This window comes from Nocardioides marmoribigeumensis (assembly GCF_031458325.1).
GTDB classification, from domain to species: domain Bacteria; phylum Actinomycetota; class Actinomycetes; order Propionibacteriales; family Nocardioidaceae; genus Marmoricola_A; species Marmoricola_A marmoribigeumensis.
Genome location: NZ_JAVDYG010000001.1, coordinates 2,309,783 through 2,326,976 on the forward strand (window position 1 = coordinate 2,309,783; position 17,194 = coordinate 2,326,976).

The 17,194-nt window shown below is 72.9% G+C and carries 16 protein-coding genes; 11 read left to right on the forward strand and 5 right to left on the reverse strand.

Annotated elements, in window-relative coordinates:
• Window positions 1-11: 11 nt before the first annotated feature.
• The 8 genes from J2S63_RS11050 (at window position 12) to J2S63_RS11085 (ending at window position 6,628) form a co-directional block, all read left to right on the forward strand.
• The gene (locus J2S63_RS11050) at window positions 12-605 is read left to right on the forward strand and encodes a hypothetical protein (protein WP_310301952.1); all 594 of its coding nucleotides are present in this window, start codon (window positions 12-14) and stop codon (window positions 603-605) included.
• A gap of 42 nt (window positions 606-647) precedes the next feature.
• Entirely contained in the window at window positions 648-1,088 is a 441-nt protein-coding gene (locus J2S63_RS11055) for a nuclear transport factor 2 family protein (protein ID WP_310301953.1), read from the forward strand.
• 46 nt (window positions 1,089-1,134) lie between these two features.
• Window positions 1,135-1,710 carry a hypothetical protein gene (locus J2S63_RS11060; RefSeq protein WP_310301954.1) on the forward strand — a complete coding sequence of 192 codons (576 nt, stop codon included), beginning with the start codon at window positions 1,135-1,137 and terminating at the stop codon, window positions 1,708-1,710.
• A gap of 230 nt (window positions 1,711-1,940) precedes the next feature.
• Entirely contained in the window at window positions 1,941-3,803 is a 1,863-nt protein-coding gene (dnaK, locus tag J2S63_RS11065; RefSeq protein WP_310301955.1) for a molecular chaperone DnaK, read from the forward strand.
• Window positions 3,800-4,438, forward strand: coding sequence for a nucleotide exchange factor GrpE (gene grpE / locus J2S63_RS11070; protein WP_310301956.1), 639 nt, complete (start codon window positions 3,800-3,802; stop codon window positions 4,436-4,438). The genes dnaK and grpE overlap by 4 nt, the downstream gene beginning before the upstream one ends.
• Before the next feature lie 49 nt (window positions 4,439-4,487).
• Window positions 4,488-5,684, forward strand: a complete 1,197-nt coding sequence (gene dnaJ / locus J2S63_RS11075) for a molecular chaperone DnaJ (RefSeq protein WP_310301957.1) — start codon at window positions 4,488-4,490, stop codon at window positions 5,682-5,684.
• Window positions 5,681-6,130, forward strand: a complete 450-nt coding sequence (locus J2S63_RS11080) for a heat shock protein transcriptional repressor HspR (RefSeq protein ID WP_310301958.1) — start codon at window positions 5,681-5,683, stop codon at window positions 6,128-6,130. Before dnaJ ends, J2S63_RS11080 begins: the two co-directional genes overlap by 4 nt.
• 105 nt (window positions 6,131-6,235) lie before the next feature.
• Window positions 6,236-6,628, forward strand: coding sequence for a response regulator (locus J2S63_RS11085; RefSeq protein ID WP_310301959.1), 393 nt, complete (start codon window positions 6,236-6,238; stop codon window positions 6,626-6,628).
• A gap of 147 nt (window positions 6,629-6,775) precedes the next feature.
• Here the strand turns inward: J2S63_RS11085 and J2S63_RS11090 are convergent, their stop codons facing one another.
• A complete protein-coding gene (locus J2S63_RS11090) occupies window positions 6,776-8,896 on the reverse strand; it encodes an ATP-binding protein (protein WP_310301960.1) in 2,121 nt (706 codons plus the stop codon).
• Between the two features lie 209 nt (window positions 8,897-9,105).
• Here J2S63_RS11090 and clpB point away from each other — a divergent pair, with 209 nt between their 5' ends.
• Window positions 9,106-11,691 carry an ATP-dependent chaperone ClpB gene (clpB, locus tag J2S63_RS11095; protein WP_310301961.1) on the forward strand — a complete coding sequence of 862 codons (2,586 nt, stop codon included), beginning with the start codon at window positions 9,106-9,108 and terminating at the stop codon, window positions 11,689-11,691.
• On the opposite strand, the gene J2S63_RS11100 is transcribed toward clpB, so the two are convergent.
• Window positions 11,678-12,058, reverse strand: a complete 381-nt coding sequence (locus J2S63_RS11100; protein ID WP_310301962.1) for a GntR family transcriptional regulator — start codon at window positions 12,056-12,058, stop codon at window positions 11,678-11,680. The genes clpB and J2S63_RS11100 overlap by 14 nt on opposite strands.
• Window positions 12,055-12,900, reverse strand: a complete 846-nt coding sequence (locus J2S63_RS11105; protein ID WP_310301963.1) for a hypothetical protein — start codon at window positions 12,898-12,900, stop codon at window positions 12,055-12,057. Before J2S63_RS11105 ends, J2S63_RS11100 begins: the two co-directional genes overlap by 4 nt.
• A gap of 119 nt (window positions 12,901-13,019) precedes the next feature.
• Between J2S63_RS11105 and J2S63_RS11110 the strand changes: the two genes are divergently transcribed.
• Complete coding sequence (locus J2S63_RS11110; protein WP_310301964.1) at window positions 13,020-14,162, forward strand: hypothetical protein; 1,143 nt, start codon at window positions 13,020-13,022, stop codon at window positions 14,160-14,162.
• Here the strand turns inward: J2S63_RS11110 and J2S63_RS11115 are convergent.
• Window positions 14,137-15,315: a pyridoxal phosphate-dependent aminotransferase gene (locus tag J2S63_RS11115; protein ID WP_310301965.1), complete on the reverse strand. Its 1,179-nt coding sequence runs from the start codon at window positions 15,313-15,315 to the stop codon at window positions 14,137-14,139. The two genes, J2S63_RS11110 and J2S63_RS11115, sit on opposite strands and share 26 nt — an antisense overlap.
• A gap of 49 nt (window positions 15,316-15,364) precedes the next feature.
• On the opposite strand from J2S63_RS11115, the gene J2S63_RS11120 reads away from it, so the two are divergent.
• On the forward strand, window positions 15,365-16,018 hold the full coding sequence (locus J2S63_RS11120) for a class E sortase (protein ID WP_310301966.1): 654 nt from the start codon (window positions 15,365-15,367) through the stop codon (window positions 16,016-16,018).
• A 391-nt stretch (window positions 16,019-16,409) separates the two neighbouring features.
• Here the strand turns inward: J2S63_RS11120 and J2S63_RS11125 are convergent, their stop codons facing one another.
• Window positions 16,410-17,168, reverse strand: coding sequence for a DedA family protein (locus tag J2S63_RS11125; RefSeq protein WP_310301967.1), 759 nt, complete (start codon window positions 17,166-17,168; stop codon window positions 16,410-16,412).
• Window positions 17,169-17,194: the final 26 nt, after the last annotated feature.

The window sequence follows — 17,194 nt, forward strand, 5'->3', positions numbered from 1 at the left end:
AGTCTCTCCGCATGGTGTCGCAGAGGTGGATCCGCTGGGTCGCGATCGGGCTCGTGGTCCTGGTCGCGGTCGGAGGCTCGGTGATCGGCGCCCTGGGCCTGGCCGGCCACGACTCCACCGGCAGCACCCCCCAGGCGGCCCCCACGGCCCTGGCCGAGTCGACGCTCGTGCTCCCGCAGCGACCCCTGGGGTGGACGGCTGTTCAGGGCCCGGCCGTCGAGGAGGCGAGACGCCAGGCGGAGGAGTTCGGCACGGGGTTCGGCGCCCGGACGGTGTACGCCGAGTACGCCCGCGGGCGCAGCACGCTGGCCCTCACCGGCATCCTCCCCGCGGGCGGGACCGACCTGCGCCAGGCGCTGGAGGACTCCCCGGGCGGGGCCATCGCCCACCAGTTCGTCAACGTCGGCCTCGGCGAGGGCACGCCCTACCCCTCCGGGGTCCCCGGCGTCTCGCTGCGGTGCGAGGCGCCCCGGCCCGGTCGGCAGGCCTGCATCTGGGCCGACTCCTCCGCGCTGGTCCTCATGTCCTGGCGGCTCGAGGGCGGGGTCGCCCGCGCCGCGGAGCTGACCCGGGCACTGATCCCCGTCTTCCGCCGGCCCGCCTGAGCGGACTAGAACACGTTCCACTTGTGCGGCTAGGGTGCGCCGATGGACGACGTACGCCGCTTGCTGGACCGCACCGAGATCGCCGACCTGCTGACCCGCTACACCCGGGCGGTCGACACCGGCCAGGTCGACGGGTTCGACCAGGTGTTCACCGAGGACGCGACCATCGACTACACCGCCAGCGGCGGTGCCTCCGGCCCGGTCGCGGAGGTGAAGGCCTGGATGGCCACCGAGGCGATCCCGCTCTTCGCCCAGACCCAGCACCTGGTCGGCCAGGTCGCGACCGAGTTCACCGGCGACGACCAGGCGCACGTGACGGCGTACTTCTGGAACCCGATCCGCATCCAGCTGCCGGCCGGCCCCGACGGTCCGGTCGACCCGTTCGACATGGAGATCGGCGGGCTCTACGAGCACGACCTGGTCCGCACGGGCGAGGGCTGGCGCAGCCGCCGGCTCGTGGAGCACGTCCTCTGGCGCAAGTAGCCGGGGGCGGCTTGGACGGCGCCGGCGCGTCGGGGAGGATGGGCGCATGGCGACCCCTGACGACCGCGAGGACGACCCCGGGCGCGCGCTCGCGTGGGCGCTCGCGACGATGCTGGGCGTCGCGGTCGTCGTGGGCCTGTGCATCGGCGGCGCGATGGTCGCGGTGGCCCAGGTGGGCGGTCTGACCGGCGACGCCGGCGGCGGGGGGCGAGCGGCGGCGCCGGCCTCGCTCTACATGCCCTCCTACGTCCCGACCAAGGACTCCGGCCAGGAGGGGTTCGACCTGCCGGGCCCGCAGGCCATGCCGTCCGCGCTGCCGAGCGACGGCTCCGCCACGACCGCCCCCAAGGGCGACAAGATCACCCTCTTCGTGGCCCCGCAGAACGTCGGGCCGGGCGAGCGGATCAACTTCAACGGCGTCTACACCGACGGTGAGGGCGCCCGGCTCCAGGTGCAGCGCCGCGAGGGCGGGTCGTGGAGCGACTTCCCGGTCGAGGCCACCGTGCGCGGGGGATCGTTCGAGACCTGGATCCAGACCAGCCGCAGCGGACGGACCAAGTTCCGGGTCCTCGACAAGGACGCCAACCGCGCCTCCAACGTCGTCACCGTCACCATCGGCTGAGCACCTCTCCCGGGTCTCACTCCGCCCTCTCTCCGCCCTCTCTCCGCCCTCTCTCCGCCCGGCAGCGTGACCCAGGTCACACCGCAGACGGAAACACCGCTGCCTTCCGCCGGGTTGAACCAGTCGAACGAAGTTGAGTTGAAGCGGCTCAACTTGTTTGACAGACTCGGAGAGGTGCGGCCCGGTCCTGGAGCCGCCCCACCGACCCAAGCAGTGGAGGTAGCACACACATGGCACGAGCCGTCGGTATCGACCTCGGTACGACGAACTCCGTCGTCGCCGTCCTCGAGGGTGGCGAGCCCACCGTCATCGCCAACGCCGAAGGCGCCCGCACGACCCCCTCGGTCGTCGCGTTCGCCAAGAACGGCGAGGTCCTCGTCGGTGAGGTCGCCAAGCGTCAGGCGGTCACCAACGTCGACCGCACCATCCGCTCCGTCAAGCGCCACATGGGCACCGACTGGAAGCAGCAGATCGACGACAAGTCGTTCACCCCGCAGCAGATCTCCGCGTTCGTGCTGCAGAAGCTCAAGCGCGACGCCGAGGCCTACCTCGGCGAGACCGTCACCGACGCGGTGATCACCGTGCCGGCGTACTTCTCCGACGCGCAGCGCCAGGCCACCAAGGAGGCGGGCGAGATCGCCGGCCTCAACGTCAGCCGCATCGTCAACGAGCCGACCGCGGCGGCGCTGGCCTACGGCCTCGACAAGGAGTCCGACCAGACGATCCTCGTCTTCGACCTCGGTGGCGGCACGTTCGACGTGTCCCTGCTCGAGATCGGCGACGGCGTGGTCGAGGTCAAGGCCACCTCCGGTGACAACCACCTCGGTGGTGACGACTGGGACGAGCGCCTCGTCGAGTGGATGGTCAAGAAGTTCAAGGGCAACAACGGGGTCGACCTCGGCGCCGACAAGATCGCCAAGCAGCGCCTCCAGGAGGCCGCCGAGAAGGCCAAGATCGAGCTGTCCTCCTCCTCGGAGACCACGATCCACCTGCCCTACATCACCCACGGCGAGAGCGGCCCCCTCCACTTCGAGGAGAAGATCAGCCGCACCGAGTTCCAGAAGCTCACCGCCGACCTGATCGAGCGCACCAAGGCGCCGTTCCGCTCGGTGATCAAGGACGCCGGCATCGACGTGTCCGGCATCGACCACGTCGTGCTCGTGGGTGGCTCCACCCGCATGCCCGCCGTCGCCGAGGTCGTCAAGGAGCTGACCGGCGGCAAGGAGCCCAACAAGGGCGTCAACCCCGACGAGGTCGTCGCGGTCGGTGCGGCCCTGCAGGCCGGCGTGCTCAAGGGCGAGGTCAAGGACGTCCTGCTGCTCGACGTGACCCCGCTGAGCCTCGGGATCGAGACCAAGGGCGGCGTGATGACGCGCCTCATCGAGCGCAACACCACGATCCCGACCAAGCGGTCCGAGGTGTTCACCACGGCCGACGACAACCAGCCCTCGGTGATGATCCAGGTCTACCAGGGCGAGCGCCAGATGGCCGCGCAGAACCAGCCCCTCGGCAACTTCGAGCTGACCGGCCTCCCGCCGGCCCCGCGCGGCGTGCCGCAGATCGAGGTCACCTTCGACATCGACGCCAACGGCATCGTCCACGTCTCCGCCAAGGACCGTGGCACCGGCCGTGAGCAGTCGATGACGATCACCGGTGGCTCGGCGCTGTCCAAGGACGACATCGACCGCATGGTCAAGGAGGCCGAGGAGTACGCCGAGGAGGACCGCAGGCGCAAGGAGGAGATCGAGGCCCGCAACCAGGCCGAGACCCTCGCCTACTCGACCGAGAAGTTCCTCACCGACAACGGCGACAAGATCCCGGACGAGGTGAAGACCGAGGTCCAGGCCGACATCGACGCGCTCAAGAAGGCGCTCGAGGACACCTCCGAGGGCTCGACCGACCTGATCGGCTCCGCCGCGGCCAAGCTCGCCGAGTCCAGCCAGAAGATGGGCGCCGCGATGTACGCCGCCGGCGAGTCCGAGGCGGCCGGGTCCGGTGCGGGTGACTTCGCCACCGGTGACGCCGACGACGACGTCGTCGACGCCGAGATCGTCGAGGACGAGGGCGACGGCACGGCGGGTGACGCCAAGTGACCGACCCGACCGGAGACAGTCACGAGGGAGGTCACTTCCCGGACGCCGGCCAGGTGGACTTCGACACCGACGTCGACCTCGAGCGGGAGGGGTCGCGGGAGACCGCGACCCCGCCCGTGGGGCCCGAGGGGCCCTACGACGAGGCGCACGCCGGCCCGGACGCCGAGGCCGGGACGGACGAGGTCCCCTCCGGCGAGGAGGAGTCCCGTGAGCTCGACAAGCGGGTCGCGGAGCTCACCGCCGACCTGCAGCGGCTCCAGGCGGAGTACCTCAACTACAAGCGCCGCGTCGAACGCGACCGCGATCTGGTCGTGCAGAACGCCAAGCTCTCGGTCCTCAACGCGCTCCTGCCCGCGCTCGACGACGTCGACCGCGCCCGGGAGCACGAGGAGCTGAGCGGCGGCTTCAAGGCGGTCGCCGAGGCCCTCGAGCGGGTCGTGGCCGGCGCCGGGCTGGAGAAGTTCGGGGCCAAGGGCGACGAGTTCGACCCGCGGCTGCACGAGGCGCTCATGCACGGCCACTCCAGCGAGGTCACCACGACCGTGTGCGACAACGTGTTCCAGGCGGGCTACCGCCTCGGCGACCGCGTCGTGCGGGCGGCCAAGGTGACCGTCCTCGACCCCGAGCCGAGCTGATCGGCCCGGTTCCACCAGCGACACCCACGACCTCGGGAGGGAGGGAGCGATGACCAGCTCCGACTGGGCGACCAAGGACTTCTACCAGGTCCTCGGCGTGGCCAAGGACGCCTCGGCCGCGGACATCAAGAAGGCCTACCGCAAGCTCGCGCGGGCCAACCACCCCGACTCCAACCCGGGGGACAAGGCGGCCGAGGAGCGCTTCAAGGCGATCGCCGAGGCCTACGACGTGGTCGGCGACGAGCAGAAGCGCAAGCAGTACGACGAGACGCGCGCCATGTTCGTCGGCGGCGGCTTCAACGGCGGTTTCGGTGGCGGCGGGGCCGGGCAGCCCTTCGACCTCAACGACCTCTTCGGGGGCGGGGCGGGGGGCGCCGGCTCGGCCAACCTGGGCGACCTCTTCGGCGGCATGTTCGGCAGCGGTGGCGGGGGCGGTCCCCGCACCACCCGCCGCACCCGGGCCCGCCGCGGCTCCGACATCGAGACCTCGACGACGATCAGCTTCAGCGACGCGCTCGAGGGCGTCACGGTGTCGCTGCGGCTGGCCTCCGAGCAGCCCTGCGCGGTGTGTCACGGCACCGGCGCCCAGCCGGGGTCCCAGCCCCAGATGTGCCCCGACTGCGAGGGCTCCGGCATGCGGGCGGCGTCGATGGGTGGCGCCTTCACGATCAACGAGACCTGCCCGACCTGCCGCGGGCGCGGCATCTACGTCTCCGACCCGTGCCAGGTCTGCCACGGCTCCGGCCGTGCGCTCTCCGACCGGGCCATCCAGGCGCGCATCCCCGCCGGGGTCAAGGACGGCCAGAAGATCCGCCTCAAGGGCCGCGGCGGCCGAGGCGAGCACGGCGGGCCGCCGGGCGACCTGTTCGTGGTGGTCAAGGTGTCCCCGCACCCGGTGTTCGGCCGGTCCGGCGACGACCTGACCATCACGGTGCCGATCTCCTTCGACGAGGCGGCGCTGGGCGCCGACATCGCGGTGCCCGTCCCGGTCGTGGGCGGCACGCCCGGCGGGTCCAAGGTGACCGTCAAGGTGCCCCCGGGCACGCCCAACGGCCGCACCTTCCGGGTGCGCGGCAAGGGCGCGCCCCGCAAGGACGGCACCCGCGGCAGCCTGCTGGTCACCGTCGAGGTCCACGTGCCTGCGACGCTCTCCTCCGAGGCGCGGGCGGCCGTGGAGGCCTACCGTGAGGCCACGGCCGGCAACGAGCTGAGGGGGAGGCTCCTCGAGGCGGGAGGCGCGCGATGAGCAGCACGCCGCGCCGGCGCCCGGGCGGCCAGGTCCCCGGCCCCGAGATCGGGGTCTACGTCATCTCGGTCGCCGCCGAGCTGACCGGGCTCCACCCCCAGACGCTGCGCACCTACGACCGGCTCGGCCTGGTCTCCCCCGGCCGCACCGGTGGGGGAGGGCGCCGCTACTCCCTGCGCGACATCGAGCAGCTGCGCGAGATCGCCGAGCTCACCGCCTCCGGCATCGGGCTGGAGGGGGTGCGCCGCATCCTCGACCTGGAGAACCACCTCACCGCGCTGCGGATGCGGGTGCGTGAGCTCGAGGACCAGCTCGAGGCCACGGAGTACGCCCTCGGGCAGGCCCTCGCCCGCGGCGAGCGCGGCCCCGAGCCGCGCCCCAACCTCCCGGCCGTCCAGTCCGGTGTGCCGGGGGCGTCGCTCATGGTGTGGCGACGCCAGAGGTGACCGAACAGCCGATCAATTGCGGAACCCAGCGCGTGGTGTCGGTCCCCGGGTCTAGACTCCCGGCATGCCACCAGGGGTGTGTGGCGCGGAAGGCTGGGAGGCCCTGTGACTGTCGTGCTCGCTGAAGACGACGTCGACATCCGAGATCTCGTGCAGATCGTCCTCGAGGGGCTCGATCTGACCGTGACCGCGGTCGGCAACGGCGCTGAGGCGTTGGCCGAGTGCCGTCGCGTCAAGCCGCGGCTGCTGCTGCTCGACATCACGATGCCGATCATGAACGGCCTCGAGGTCTGCCGCGAGGTCCGCGCGGACCCCGAGCTCAAGGACGTGCCCGTCATCTTGATGACGGCCCGTGCCCAGGCCAGCGACGTGCAAGCCGGCATGGAGGCGGGTGCCGACACCTACATCATCAAGCCGTTCGGCCCGATCGAGCTGCGCGAGCACGTGGAGGACATCCTCGGCAACGGGCGCGGCGACTGGACCACCAACGTCGGCTGACCCCCGCGCGGACCCCTCACGCCACCCGCACGGACCGAGCCGGAGCGCTCACCGCCCCCAGCGGCCACCGAGCAACCGCGACCCCGTCGACATCGGCGGGGTCGCTGCGCGTCCGGGACCCCCAGGCCTGCTCGGCCAGGCGGCCGCTCAGGCGTCGGCGGCGGCGTCGGCCGCACCGACGCCCTCGGCCGCGAAGGGGAGGGCCACGGTGAACGTCGAGCCCTCGCCCAGGGACGAGACGCAGCTGATGGAGCCGCCGTGGCCGTCGACGATCATGCTCGTGACCGACAGCCCGAGCCCGGCGCCCTGGATCGCGCGGGCGTGGGCGTCGCTGCCGCGGAAGAACCGGTCGAACAGGTGCTCCTGGTCCTCGCTGCTGATCCCGAGCCCGTGGTCCACGACGGCGACCCGGGCCGCGTCGTCGTCGCGGGAGACCGCGAGGTGGACCACGTCGCCGGGCTGGCTGTACTTCGCGGCGTTGTCGAGCAGCGCGGCCAGGGCGCGCTCGAGCTTGTCGGGGTCGGCCTCGACCCAGACCGGCTGGCCGACGACGTCCTGGGTGAGCTGGACCCCGAGGGAGCCGAAGACGCTCGTCTCGGTCTCCACCGCGCTCTGGACGACGCTGCGCAGGTCGACGCGCTGGAAGACGTAGCGGAAGTCGCCGACCTCGACCTGGGACATGGTGAGCATGTCCTCGATCAGTCCGAGCAGCCGGCGGCCGTTGCGCTCGATCCGGCCGACGATCTGGCGGTGCATCACCGGCAGCGCGCCGGTCTCGTCGGAGAGCAGGAGCTGGGAGTAGCCCAGGATGCTGGTGATCGGGGTGCGGAGCTCGTGGCTGACCGTCGACATGAAGTCGTTCTTGGTGCGGTCGACCTGGGCGAGCCGGTCGACCAGCTGACGCTCGGCGTCGAGGGCCGCGGCGGCGGACTCCTCCTCGCGGCGCTTCTCGGTGACGTCCTCGGCGATGCCGACGTAGCCGACGCCCCGCCCGTGGTCGTAGCGACGGCTGATCGTCACCGCCAGCGTGCGCCGCTCGCCGTCCCGGCGCAGGAGGGTCCAGTCGTCTCGGAAGGTGTCGTCCTCGGTGTCGACCAGGAACGGCTCGATCAGGGCCTCGAGCGAGCCCGCCCCGGGCTGGTCGAGGTCGACGGTGACCAGGTGCTCCTCCTGCCCGTCCTCACCCTCGGTGGTCACGATCGCCAGGCAGGCGTGTCCCACGACCTCCGCGGCGGTCCAGCCCGAGATCTCCTCGGCGCCGATGTTGAAGAACTCGATGTTGCCGACCAGGTCGGTGCCGATCACGACGGTCGAGGTCGCCGCGGCGAGGATGTTGTCGAGCAGGTCGCTCGACGAGCTCGCCTGCTGCAGGGCGACCGCGCGCTGGGACTTGAGCACCGCCAGGGGCAGGGCGACCAAGGCGCAGGAGGCGATCGCGGCCTGGGACAGCGCCGCCACGACCTGAGGGCTGGCGTCGCCGAGGTTGGCGAACGGGCCCCACCCGCTCGTCGTGGCCGTGGTGATCACGAGTGCGGTGAGGAAGACCTGCCAGGCGACGGCGCGGACGCTGAGCCGCATCGCGCCCCACAGCAGCGGGACGAAGACGAGGTAGACCAGGGGCAGGCCCTGGTCGGGGGCGAAGACGACCCCCACCACCAGGGCGAGGGAGAGCCACTGCACGGCGAGCTCGGTGCGTCCGGCCCGCTGCCGCACCTCGGACGAGCCGAGGCCGAGGGGCGTGATCGCGAGGATGGCCGCGAGGTGGCTGGCGAACACCGTCCGCCAGGTGATCAACGGCTCGGCGCCGTCCATCGCCAGCCCGACCGCCACGAACAGCCCTGCCGCGGTCGCGCCGGCCAGGGCGGCGAGCACGAAGCGCACCAGGTCGTCGAGCCCGGTGAGGACGGGGCGCAGGTCGCGGTGGCGGCTGAGAAGGGCGGCGGTGACCAGGGCGTCGGCCCCGGTGGCGAGACCGAGGAGGGCCGCGACGCCGGGGTCGCGGCCGAAGGTCCAGTTGGCCAGGAAGCCGCAGAGGGCGACCCCCAGTGCGACCAGGGGCCGTGACCGGCGGGGGGCGAGGGCGGCGGCGATGACGCCGACGCCGGCCGCGGGCCACCACATCGCGAGGTTGGTGCCGAACCGGCCCCAGGCCAGGGCGGTCATGCCGAGGGGGAGGACGAGGAGCACGAGCAGCCAGACGAGCGGCCTGGGCGTGGCCGTCTGGCCCGCCGTGGGGCCGGTGACCTTGCCCTGGGTCACAGCGCTCATCGGGGGAAGCTCCGGGTTCCTGCTCGATGGTTCCGTCGTCGGTCGACGGGGTCGCGCGCCCGTGCAGGCGCGCTCTCCCCGCGCGTGCCACGCTACTTGCTCATCCCCCCGCTGGTGGGCATTGCGGTAAAACTGGAGTTGAGCGGAACAGACTCAACTTTGGCCGCGTTGTGCAAGTGTCAGGTCCCCTCCGTCACAGGGAGTCGTGCATGGAGATTGCGAAGTTCACCACCCGCGCGCAGGAAGCGATCGCCGCGGCGATCCAGGCCGCGACCGGCCGGGGCAACACCCAGCTGGAGGCGCTGCACCTGCTCGAGGCTCTGCTCGGCCAGAGCGACACCGTCGTGCCCCCGCTGCTGGAGGCGGTCGGGGTCCAGCCCGCCGCGCTGAGCGCGGCCGTCCAGGCCGAGATCGGCAAGCTGCCGGCGGCCAGCGGCGCCACCGTGAGCGCGCCGACGTACTCCCGTGGTGCGGTCAACGCGCTCACTCTCTCCCAGCAGATCGCCGACTCGATGAAGGACGAGTTCACCTCCGTCGAGCACGTCCTGGTCGCGCTCGCCGAGACCGAGTCGAGCGCCCAGCAGGTGCTGCTCGACCACAAGGTGACCGGCGAGGCGCTGCGTGCGGCGCTGCCCGGCGTGCGCAAGGGGCGTGTGACCAGTGCCGACCCGGAGGCGACCTTCGAGGCGCTGGAGAAGTACTCCGTCGACCTCACCGCACGCGCCGAGGAGGGTCGCATCGACCCCGTCATCGGTCGTGACTCCGAGATCCGCCGGGTCGTCCAGGTGCTCTCGCGTCGCACCAAGAACAACCCGGTCCTCATCGGCGAGCCCGGCGTGGGCAAGACCGCCGTCGTCGAGGGCCTCGCCCAGCGCATCGTCGACGGCGACGTCCCCGACTCCCTCAAGGGCCGCCGGCTGCTCAGCCTCGACCTGGGCGCGATGGTGGCCGGGGCGAAGTACCGCGGCGAGTTCGAGGAGCGCCTCAAGGCCGTCCTGACCGAGATCAAGGACGCCGAGGGGCAGGTCATCACCTTCATCGACGAGCTCCACACCGTCGTCGGCGCGGGCGCCGGCGGCGACTCGGCGATGGACGCCGGCAACATGCTCAAGCCGATGCTCGCGCGCGGCGAGCTGCGGATGATCGGCGCGACCACGCTCGACGAGTACCGCGAGCGCATCGAGAAGGACCCGGCGCTCGAGCGTCGCTTCCAGCAGGTGTACGTCGGCGAGCCGAGCGTCGAGGACACGATCGCGATCCTGCGAGGTCTCCAGGAGAAGTACGAGGCCCACCACGGGGTCAAGATCAACGACGCCGCCCTGGTGGCCGCGGCCACGCTGTCCGACCGCTACATCACCGGGCGCAACCTGCCCGACAAGGCGATCGACCTCATCGACGAGGCCGGCTCGCGGCTGCGCATGGAGATCGAGTCCTCCCCCGAGGAGGTCGACCAGCTGCGCCGCGCCGTCGACCGGATGCGCATGGAGGAGCTCGCGCTGGAACGTGAGACCGACCCCGCCTCGCGCGACCGGCTCGAGCGCCTGCGGCAGGACCTCGCCGCACGCGAGGCCGAGCTCGACGAGCTCCAGCAGCGGTGGGAGCGCGAGAAGGCCGGGCTCGAGGGCGCCGGCGAGCTGCGCAAGCAGATCGACCAGCTGCGCGTGGAGTCCGACCGGCTGCTGCGCGAGGGCGACCTCGCCGGAGCCAGCGAGATCCGCTACGGCCGCATCCCCGAGCTGGAGAAGCAGATCGACGCCATCGAGAGCGCCGAGGCCGACCCGGGCGAGGAGCCGATGGTCCACGAGGAGGTCGGTCCCGAGGAGATCGCCGACGTCGTCGAGGCCTGGACCGGCATCCCGACCGGACGGCTGCTCGAGGGCGAGACCGCCAAGCTGCTGCGCATGGAGCAGGTGATCGGCGAGCGGCTGATCGGCCAGCGGGCCGCGGTCAACGCGGTCTCCGACGCCGTACGCCGGTCGCGCGCGGGGGTGTCCGACCCCGACCGGCCCACCGGGTCGTTCCTCTTCCTCGGCCCGACCGGCGTCGGCAAGACCGAGCTGGCCAAGGCGCTCGCGGACTTCCTGTTCGACGACGACCGGGCGATCGTGCGCGTCGACATGAGCGAGTACTCCGAGAAGCACTCGGTGGCGCGCCTGGTCGGTGCGCCTCCGGGCTACGTCGGCTACGAGGAGGGCGGCCAGCTCACCGAGGCCGTGCGGCGCCGGCCCTACTCCGTCGTGCTCCTCGACGAGGTGGAGAAGGCCCACCCCGAGGTCTTCGACATCCTGCTGCAGGTGCTCGACGACGGGCGGCTCACCGACGGCCAGGGCCGCACGGTCGACTTCCGCAACGTGGTGCTGATCCTGACCTCCAACCTCGGCTCGCACTTCCTGGTCGATCCCACGCTCGACCCGGAGAAGCAGCGCGAGTCCGTGATGGGGGTCGTGCGGCAGGCGTTCAAGCCCGAGTTCCTCAACCGCCTCGACGAGATCGTCACCTTCGACGCGCTCACCCGCGACGACCTGGCGCACATCGTCGACCTGCAGGTGGCCGCGCTCGACCGGCGCCTCGCCGTGCGGCGGATCGCGCTGGAGGTCACCGAGGCGGCGCGCGACTGGCTGACCCGCACGGGCTACGACCCGCTCTACGGTGCGCGCCCGCTGCGACGGCTGGTGCAGACCGCGATCGGCGACCCGCTGGCCAAGCTGCTCCTGTCGGGCGCCGTGCTCGACGGCAGCACGGTCGTGGTGGACGCCGGGCCCGACGCGACCGAGCTGACCCTCACCCCCCGCTGACCCGGCCCAGGGCGGCCTCGACGGCCTCCCGGATCCGGTCGGCCGCCGTGCCCCGGGCCAGCTCGGCCCGGACGAACTCCGCGACCCGCTCTGCCGCACCGTCGGTGGGGCGGGTCGTGGCGTCCGGGCGCAGGACGCGCGTCCCGGCCGCACGTCGGGTCGCGACCAGGCCCTCGGCCTCCAGCTCGCGGTAGGTGCGCGCGACGGTGCCCACGGCCAGGCCGAGGTCGGCGGCGAGCTGCCGCACGGGTGGCAGCCGCTCGCCCTCGGCCAGTGCCCCGGTGGCGACCAGCGTGGCGATCTGGCGGCGCAGCTGCTCGAAGGGCGGGGTCGGGTCCGCGGGGTCGACCCGGAGCCAGTGGCTCACTGGTCCGAGCGCACGCGGTCGCGGGCCGGAGCGGGGCGCAGCAACGTCGCGGCGGACGCCACCAGCAGGGCGAGCGCGGCGAGGGCGAGGACGGTGGCGACGAGCAGCAGCGCCGTCCACGAGCCCGGGCGGCAGTCGATCCCGTTCAGCGCCCCGGCGGTGGTCACGGCGACGCCACCCAGGGGCACGGCCACGAGCACCCCGAGGGCGGCTACCACGTCGGCCACCGACGAGCGCCGCGCCTGCGTCTCGGCGGCCAGGTCGGCGTCGGCACCCAGCCTCAGCGGACGTCGTACGACGGCGCGCGCGGCCAGCGCGGACGCCACGGCGCCACCGAGGAGCACCGCCGCCAGCGGGACGGCGTAGAACGAGCCGGGCCACGGGCCCCGCGCCTGTCCGAACCCGTTGCCGCAGCTGATCGCCAGGGAGCGGCCGGCCCGCCCGAGGTCGTCCGGCGAGCCGAGGGCGATCCCGGCGGCCAGCAGGCCGAGGAGGCCGGTGAGCCCGGCGGCCACGGCCGCCGTGAGGACGCGGGGCAGGTGGTCGGCGACGCGGCGCACCTGGAGCGAGGCGTGGCGGGTGCCCTGGGCCGGTGCCAGGCCGCGCGTCTCGCCGACGAGCACCCCCGCGAGCAGCCCCAGGGCCACGAGCGGGACCGCGAGCATCGTGCCGCGCCCGAGGTCCGAGACCCGGTCCACGCCCCACGCGGCGACCACCCCCACGGCCAGCCCGCCCCACCGCCACGCGGCCGGACGTCGCTGGGTGACGGGTCGTGGGGTGCCGATCGCGAGCGCGACACCGAGGGTGGGGACGAGGACGACGAGCAGCAGGAGGAGGGGCACGACGACTCCTTGTGTCAGATGGTTGGCACAAGAGTGCGGGCCGTCGCCCCTTGTGTCAAGTCTTTGGCACAAGGGGTGTCTCAGGGAGTCCTCAGCCGGGTCCGGCGACAATGGGGGACGTGAGCGACTCCCCCCGCCCTGCCGCCCGCCCGCCGAGGGTCACCTTCGCATCGGTGCTGGGCGCGGCCGGGTGCGCGGTGCTCGTGGTCAGCCTCTTCGACACCATGGCCCGGCTGCGTGGCACCGACGCCCGCGAGCAGGTCGCCGAGCTGCTCGCGGACCCGCCGCTGCGGGGCAGCGGGGTCGGCGTCGACGAGGTGCTCGGCGCGCTGCGGGGGCTCGGCTACGCCGCCGGCGCCCTCGCCGCGGCCGGCGTCGTCCTCGCGGTCTTCGTGGCGCTGCGCCACCGGGGCGCCCGCATCGGGTTCACCGTCGTGGCCGCGCTGCTGCTGCTCACCATGCCGACCACCGGCCTGCTCCCCGTCCTCCCCGCCGTCGCGGCCGCCCTGCTGTGGCGCCGCGACGTCCGCGACTGGTTCGCCGGCCGCGAGCCGGCTCCCGCGCAGGTCCGGCCGCCGACCCCGCCGACCCCGCCGACCCCGCCGACCGCACCTCCGCCGACCCCGACGCTGCCGACCGGCCCCACCCCGCCGGCCGCGCCTGCCCCGCCGGCCGCCGGGCAGCCGCCCCAGCCGGCCCCGTCGCCGTACGCCGCACCACCGCAGGCCGTGCCCTGGGCCGGCCCCTACGCGGCGGTCCCCCCGGCCGGTCCCCCGCCCGGGGCGTACGACGGCCGGCGCCCGCGCACCGTCACCGTCGCCGGCGTGCTGTCGTTCGTCGGGGCCGCGCTCGGGCTCCTCGCCGGTGGGGCCGTGCTCGCGGTGGCTGCCCTCTCCCCGAGCACGATCGAGGAGGCGATGGCCCGCGACGACCAGTTCCAGCGCCTCGACGTCACCACCAGCCAGGTCGTCGCGATGGTCTGGGCGATGGGTGCGGTGATGGTCCTCTGGTCGCTGGTCGTCGGGGTGCTCGCGGTGCTCGTCCTGCGCCGCCAGCAGGTCGCGCGCATCCTGCTCGCCGTGTCCGCCGGGATGGCGGCGCTGTTCAGCCTGCTGGCCATCCTCAGCGGTGTCGCCCTGGTGACGCTCGTGCTCGCCGGCACGACCCTGGTCCTGCTCTTCAGCGGCGGCGCCAACGACTGGTTCGCCCGCCGGCCGCCCGGTGCGAGCCGAGGGGTCAGCGGGTCAGGTCAGCCCTGGTGAGCCGCTCGAGGGCCGCCTCGAGGGTCGAACGGTCCTTGCAGAACGCCCACCGCACGAGCTGGTCGCCGGCGGCGGAGTCGTAGAACGGCTGCGCCGGCACGGCCACCACGCCGGCACGTTCCGGCAGGGCGAGGCAGAACTCGGTCGCGTCGGACCAGCCCAGGTGGCTGATGTCGCCGAGCAGGAAGTACGTCGACCGCGAGGGCCGCGGACGCAGCCCGGCGGCGGCGAGGCCCTCGGTGAGCAGGTCGCGGTGGGCGGCCAGGGTCGCGGCCAGGTCGGAGACGAAGCCCATCTCGTGGTCGAGCGCGTGCGCGACGGCCGGCTGCAGCGGCGCCGCGTTGGTGAAGGTCAGCCACTGCTTGGCGGCCATGACGGTGTCGACCAGCTCCGGGCTGCCCGTCACCCAGCCGACCTTCCAGCCGGTGACCGAGAACGACTTGCCGGCGCTGGAGACCGTGATCGTGCGGTCGGCCATGCCGGGCAGCGTGCACAGCGGCACGTGCCGCCGCCCGTCGAAGGTCAGGTGCTCGTAGACCTCGTCGGTGACCACCACCAGGTCGTGCTCCTGGGCGACCGCGGCGACGGCGGCGAGGTCGGCCTCGCCTAGCACGGTGCCGGTCGGGTTGTGCGGGGTGTTGAGCACCAGCGCGACGGTCCGGTCGGTCACCGCGGCGCGCAGCGCCTCGGTGTCGAGGGCGAGGCCGTCGTCGGTGGGCACCAGGCCGACGGTCCGTCGTACGCCCCCGGCCATGGTGACCGCGGCGGCGTAGGAGTCGTAGTAGGGCTCGACGAGCACCACCTCGTCGCCGGGTCCGACCAGCGCCAGGATCGCCGCGGTCAGGCCCTCGGTGGCGCCCGCGGTCGCCAGCACCTGCGTCTCGGGGTCGAGGTCGAGGCCGTAGTGACGCTGCTGGTGACGTGCCACCGCCTCGCGCAGGGCGGGGACGCCGCGGCCGGGGGCGTACTGGTTGGCTCCGCCCAGCACCGCGCGCGCCGCCACCTCGAGCATCCCGGTGGGACCGTCGGCGTCGGGGAAGCCCTGACCGAGGTTGAGCGACCCCGTCCGGACGGCCAGCGCCGACATCGTGGTGAAGATCGTCGGCGGGATCGCCGCCAGCCGGGGGGTGAGGCGGGGGAGCGGGGCGGGCATGCCGCCGAACGTACCCCGGCGCCACCGCTGCGCCCCTACCCTGAGGCGCGTGCGCGGTCGATGGGTCACCAGGCTCGGGATGCTCCTCATCGCCGGGGGGCTGGTCGCCCTGGGCTACGTCGCCTGGCAGCTCTACGGCACGACGTACGTCGCCAAGCGCGACCAGGAGCGCACCGTCGAGCGCACGCTCCAGGCGTGGGCGAAGCCGGTGACGGTGCGCAGGGCGGGCCCGGTCCCGAAGGGCGAGGCGACCGCGCTCGTGCGGATCCCCGCGTTCGGCAAGTCCTACGTCGTGCCGGTGTTCGAGGGCACCGACGACGACGTGCTGGCTCGTGGCTACGGGCACTTCGAGGGGGCTGCCGGGCCCGGGCAGGTGGGCAACTACGCCCTGGCCGCGCACCGGATCACCCACGGCGAGCCGCTGCGCCGCATGCCCGAGCTGCGCCCCGGCGACCGCGTCGTGGTGGAGACGCGCGCGGCGACCTACACCTACGTGCTCGACACGAATCCCAACGACCTGGTCGTCGACTTCACCCAGGGCTGGGTGGTCGACCCGCTGCCGACCAACCCGGCCGGCGGGGTACAGCCCGCGCAGCGGCCCGGGCAGCGCCTGATCACGCTCACGACCTGCGCCGAGCTGTTCCACACCGACGAGCGCCTGATCGCCTTCGGGCACCTGGTCACGACCGACCGGAAGCGCTGAAGGTAAAGACTTCCGATCTTTACCTTCGGGCCCGTAACCGGCCCTCCGAGGGGTCGTTGATGCCTACGTAGCCGGCCCGGAGAGCTGTGGGGCAGACCCGGACCGGCCGCACGCGAGGAGGAGAAAAACTCTCCCTCCCTTCCTCTCCCCCTCGCAGCAAGGTCCGCCGGGCTCCTCCTGGCCCGACGGACCAACGTGGGTGCAGGACTCCTCCCAAGTCCGGCACAGCCCGCGGCAGGACCTCCCATCCACCGCGGCGACCGTGCGGTCCCCCTCCCAGGGCTCGTACGAAGACGAGAGGCCCCCGGTCCACGGACCGGGGGCCTTTGTCGTGCTCAGCCGCTCACTCGGCGGCTCACTCGGCGGCTCACTCGGCGGCTCACTCGGCGGCTCACTCAGCCGGGTGGCGCCTCGTGTCGCCCCCGACGATGTCGACGTCGGGGACGCCGTCACCGTCGTTGTCGTCGCCCTCCGGGCCGGACGTGCGGCGGTGGCGCCACCACTCGAAGGCCACGGGGATCACCGAGAAGACCAGGATCGCGATGATCGCCAGGTCGATCTTGTCCCCGAGCCAGGGGAAGACGCCGCCGAGGAAGTAGCCCAGCAGGGTGATCGAGATGACCCACAGCACGGCGCCGACGAGGCTCCACGTGAGGAACCGCCGGCGCTCCATCCGGGTGACGCCGGCCACGACGGTGATGAAGGTGCGGACGAACGGCACGAAGCGGCCGATGACCAGCGCCTTGTTGCCGTGCTTGTCGAAGAACGCCTCGGTCTGGTCGAAGTACTTGCGCTGGAGGAGGCGCCCGTCCCGCTCGTAGAGCGGTGGACCGACCTTGCGCCCGATCTCGTAGCCCACCACGTTGCCCAGGAAGGCCGCGGCGCTGAGCACGGTGAGCGCGAGGAGCAGCTCGACGAACGGGGCCGAGGAGCCGAACACGTCGATCTTGCCGGTGGCGATGAACAGCCCCAGCGCGAACAGCAGGGTGTCGCCCGGGAGGAACGGGAAGAGCAGTCCGCACTCGACGAAGACGATGAGCAGGCTGATCCAGAACAGCTCGGTGCCGAATCGGTCGAGGAGCCAGTTGGGGTCCATCCAGTCCATGCCCAGCAGCAGAGGCGTGGCCAGCGTGGCGAGGGCGTCGGGCATGCCGCGATCGTATCCAGCGGCACCGA

Excerpts from the sequence above, each read along its gene's own strand:
- J2S63_RS11055 (WP_310301953.1), top strand. The coding sequence starts at position 648 with ATGGACGACGTACGCCGCTTGCTGGACCGCACCGAGATCGCCGACCTG.
- J2S63_RS11125 (WP_310301967.1), bottom strand. The coding sequence starts at position 17,168 with ATGCCCGACGCCCTCGCCACGCTGGCCACGCCTCTGCTGCTGGGCATG.
- dnaK (WP_310301955.1), top strand. The coding sequence starts at position 1,941 with ATGGCACGAGCCGTCGGTATCGACCTCGGTACGACGAACTCCGTCGTC.
- J2S63_RS11060 (WP_310301954.1), top strand. The coding sequence starts at position 1,135 with ATGGCGACCCCTGACGACCGCGAGGACGACCCCGGGCGCGCGCTCGCG.
- J2S63_RS11080 (WP_310301958.1), top strand. The coding sequence starts at position 5,681 with ATGAGCAGCACGCCGCGCCGGCGCCCGGGCGGCCAGGTCCCCGGCCCC.
- dnaJ (WP_310301957.1), top strand. The coding sequence starts at position 4,488 with ATGACCAGCTCCGACTGGGCGACCAAGGACTTCTACCAGGTCCTCGGC.
- clpB (WP_310301961.1), top strand. The coding sequence starts at position 9,106 with ATGGAGATTGCGAAGTTCACCACCCGCGCGCAGGAAGCGATCGCCGCG.
- J2S63_RS11115 (WP_310301965.1), bottom strand. The coding sequence starts at position 15,315 with ATGCCCGCCCCGCTCCCCCGCCTCACCCCCCGGCTGGCGGCGATCCCG.
- J2S63_RS11090 (WP_310301960.1), bottom strand. The coding sequence starts at position 8,896 with ATGAGCGCTGTGACCCAGGGCAAGGTCACCGGCCCCACGGCGGGCCAG.
- J2S63_RS11050 (WP_310301952.1), top strand. The coding sequence starts at position 12 with ATGGTGTCGCAGAGGTGGATCCGCTGGGTCGCGATCGGGCTCGTGGTC.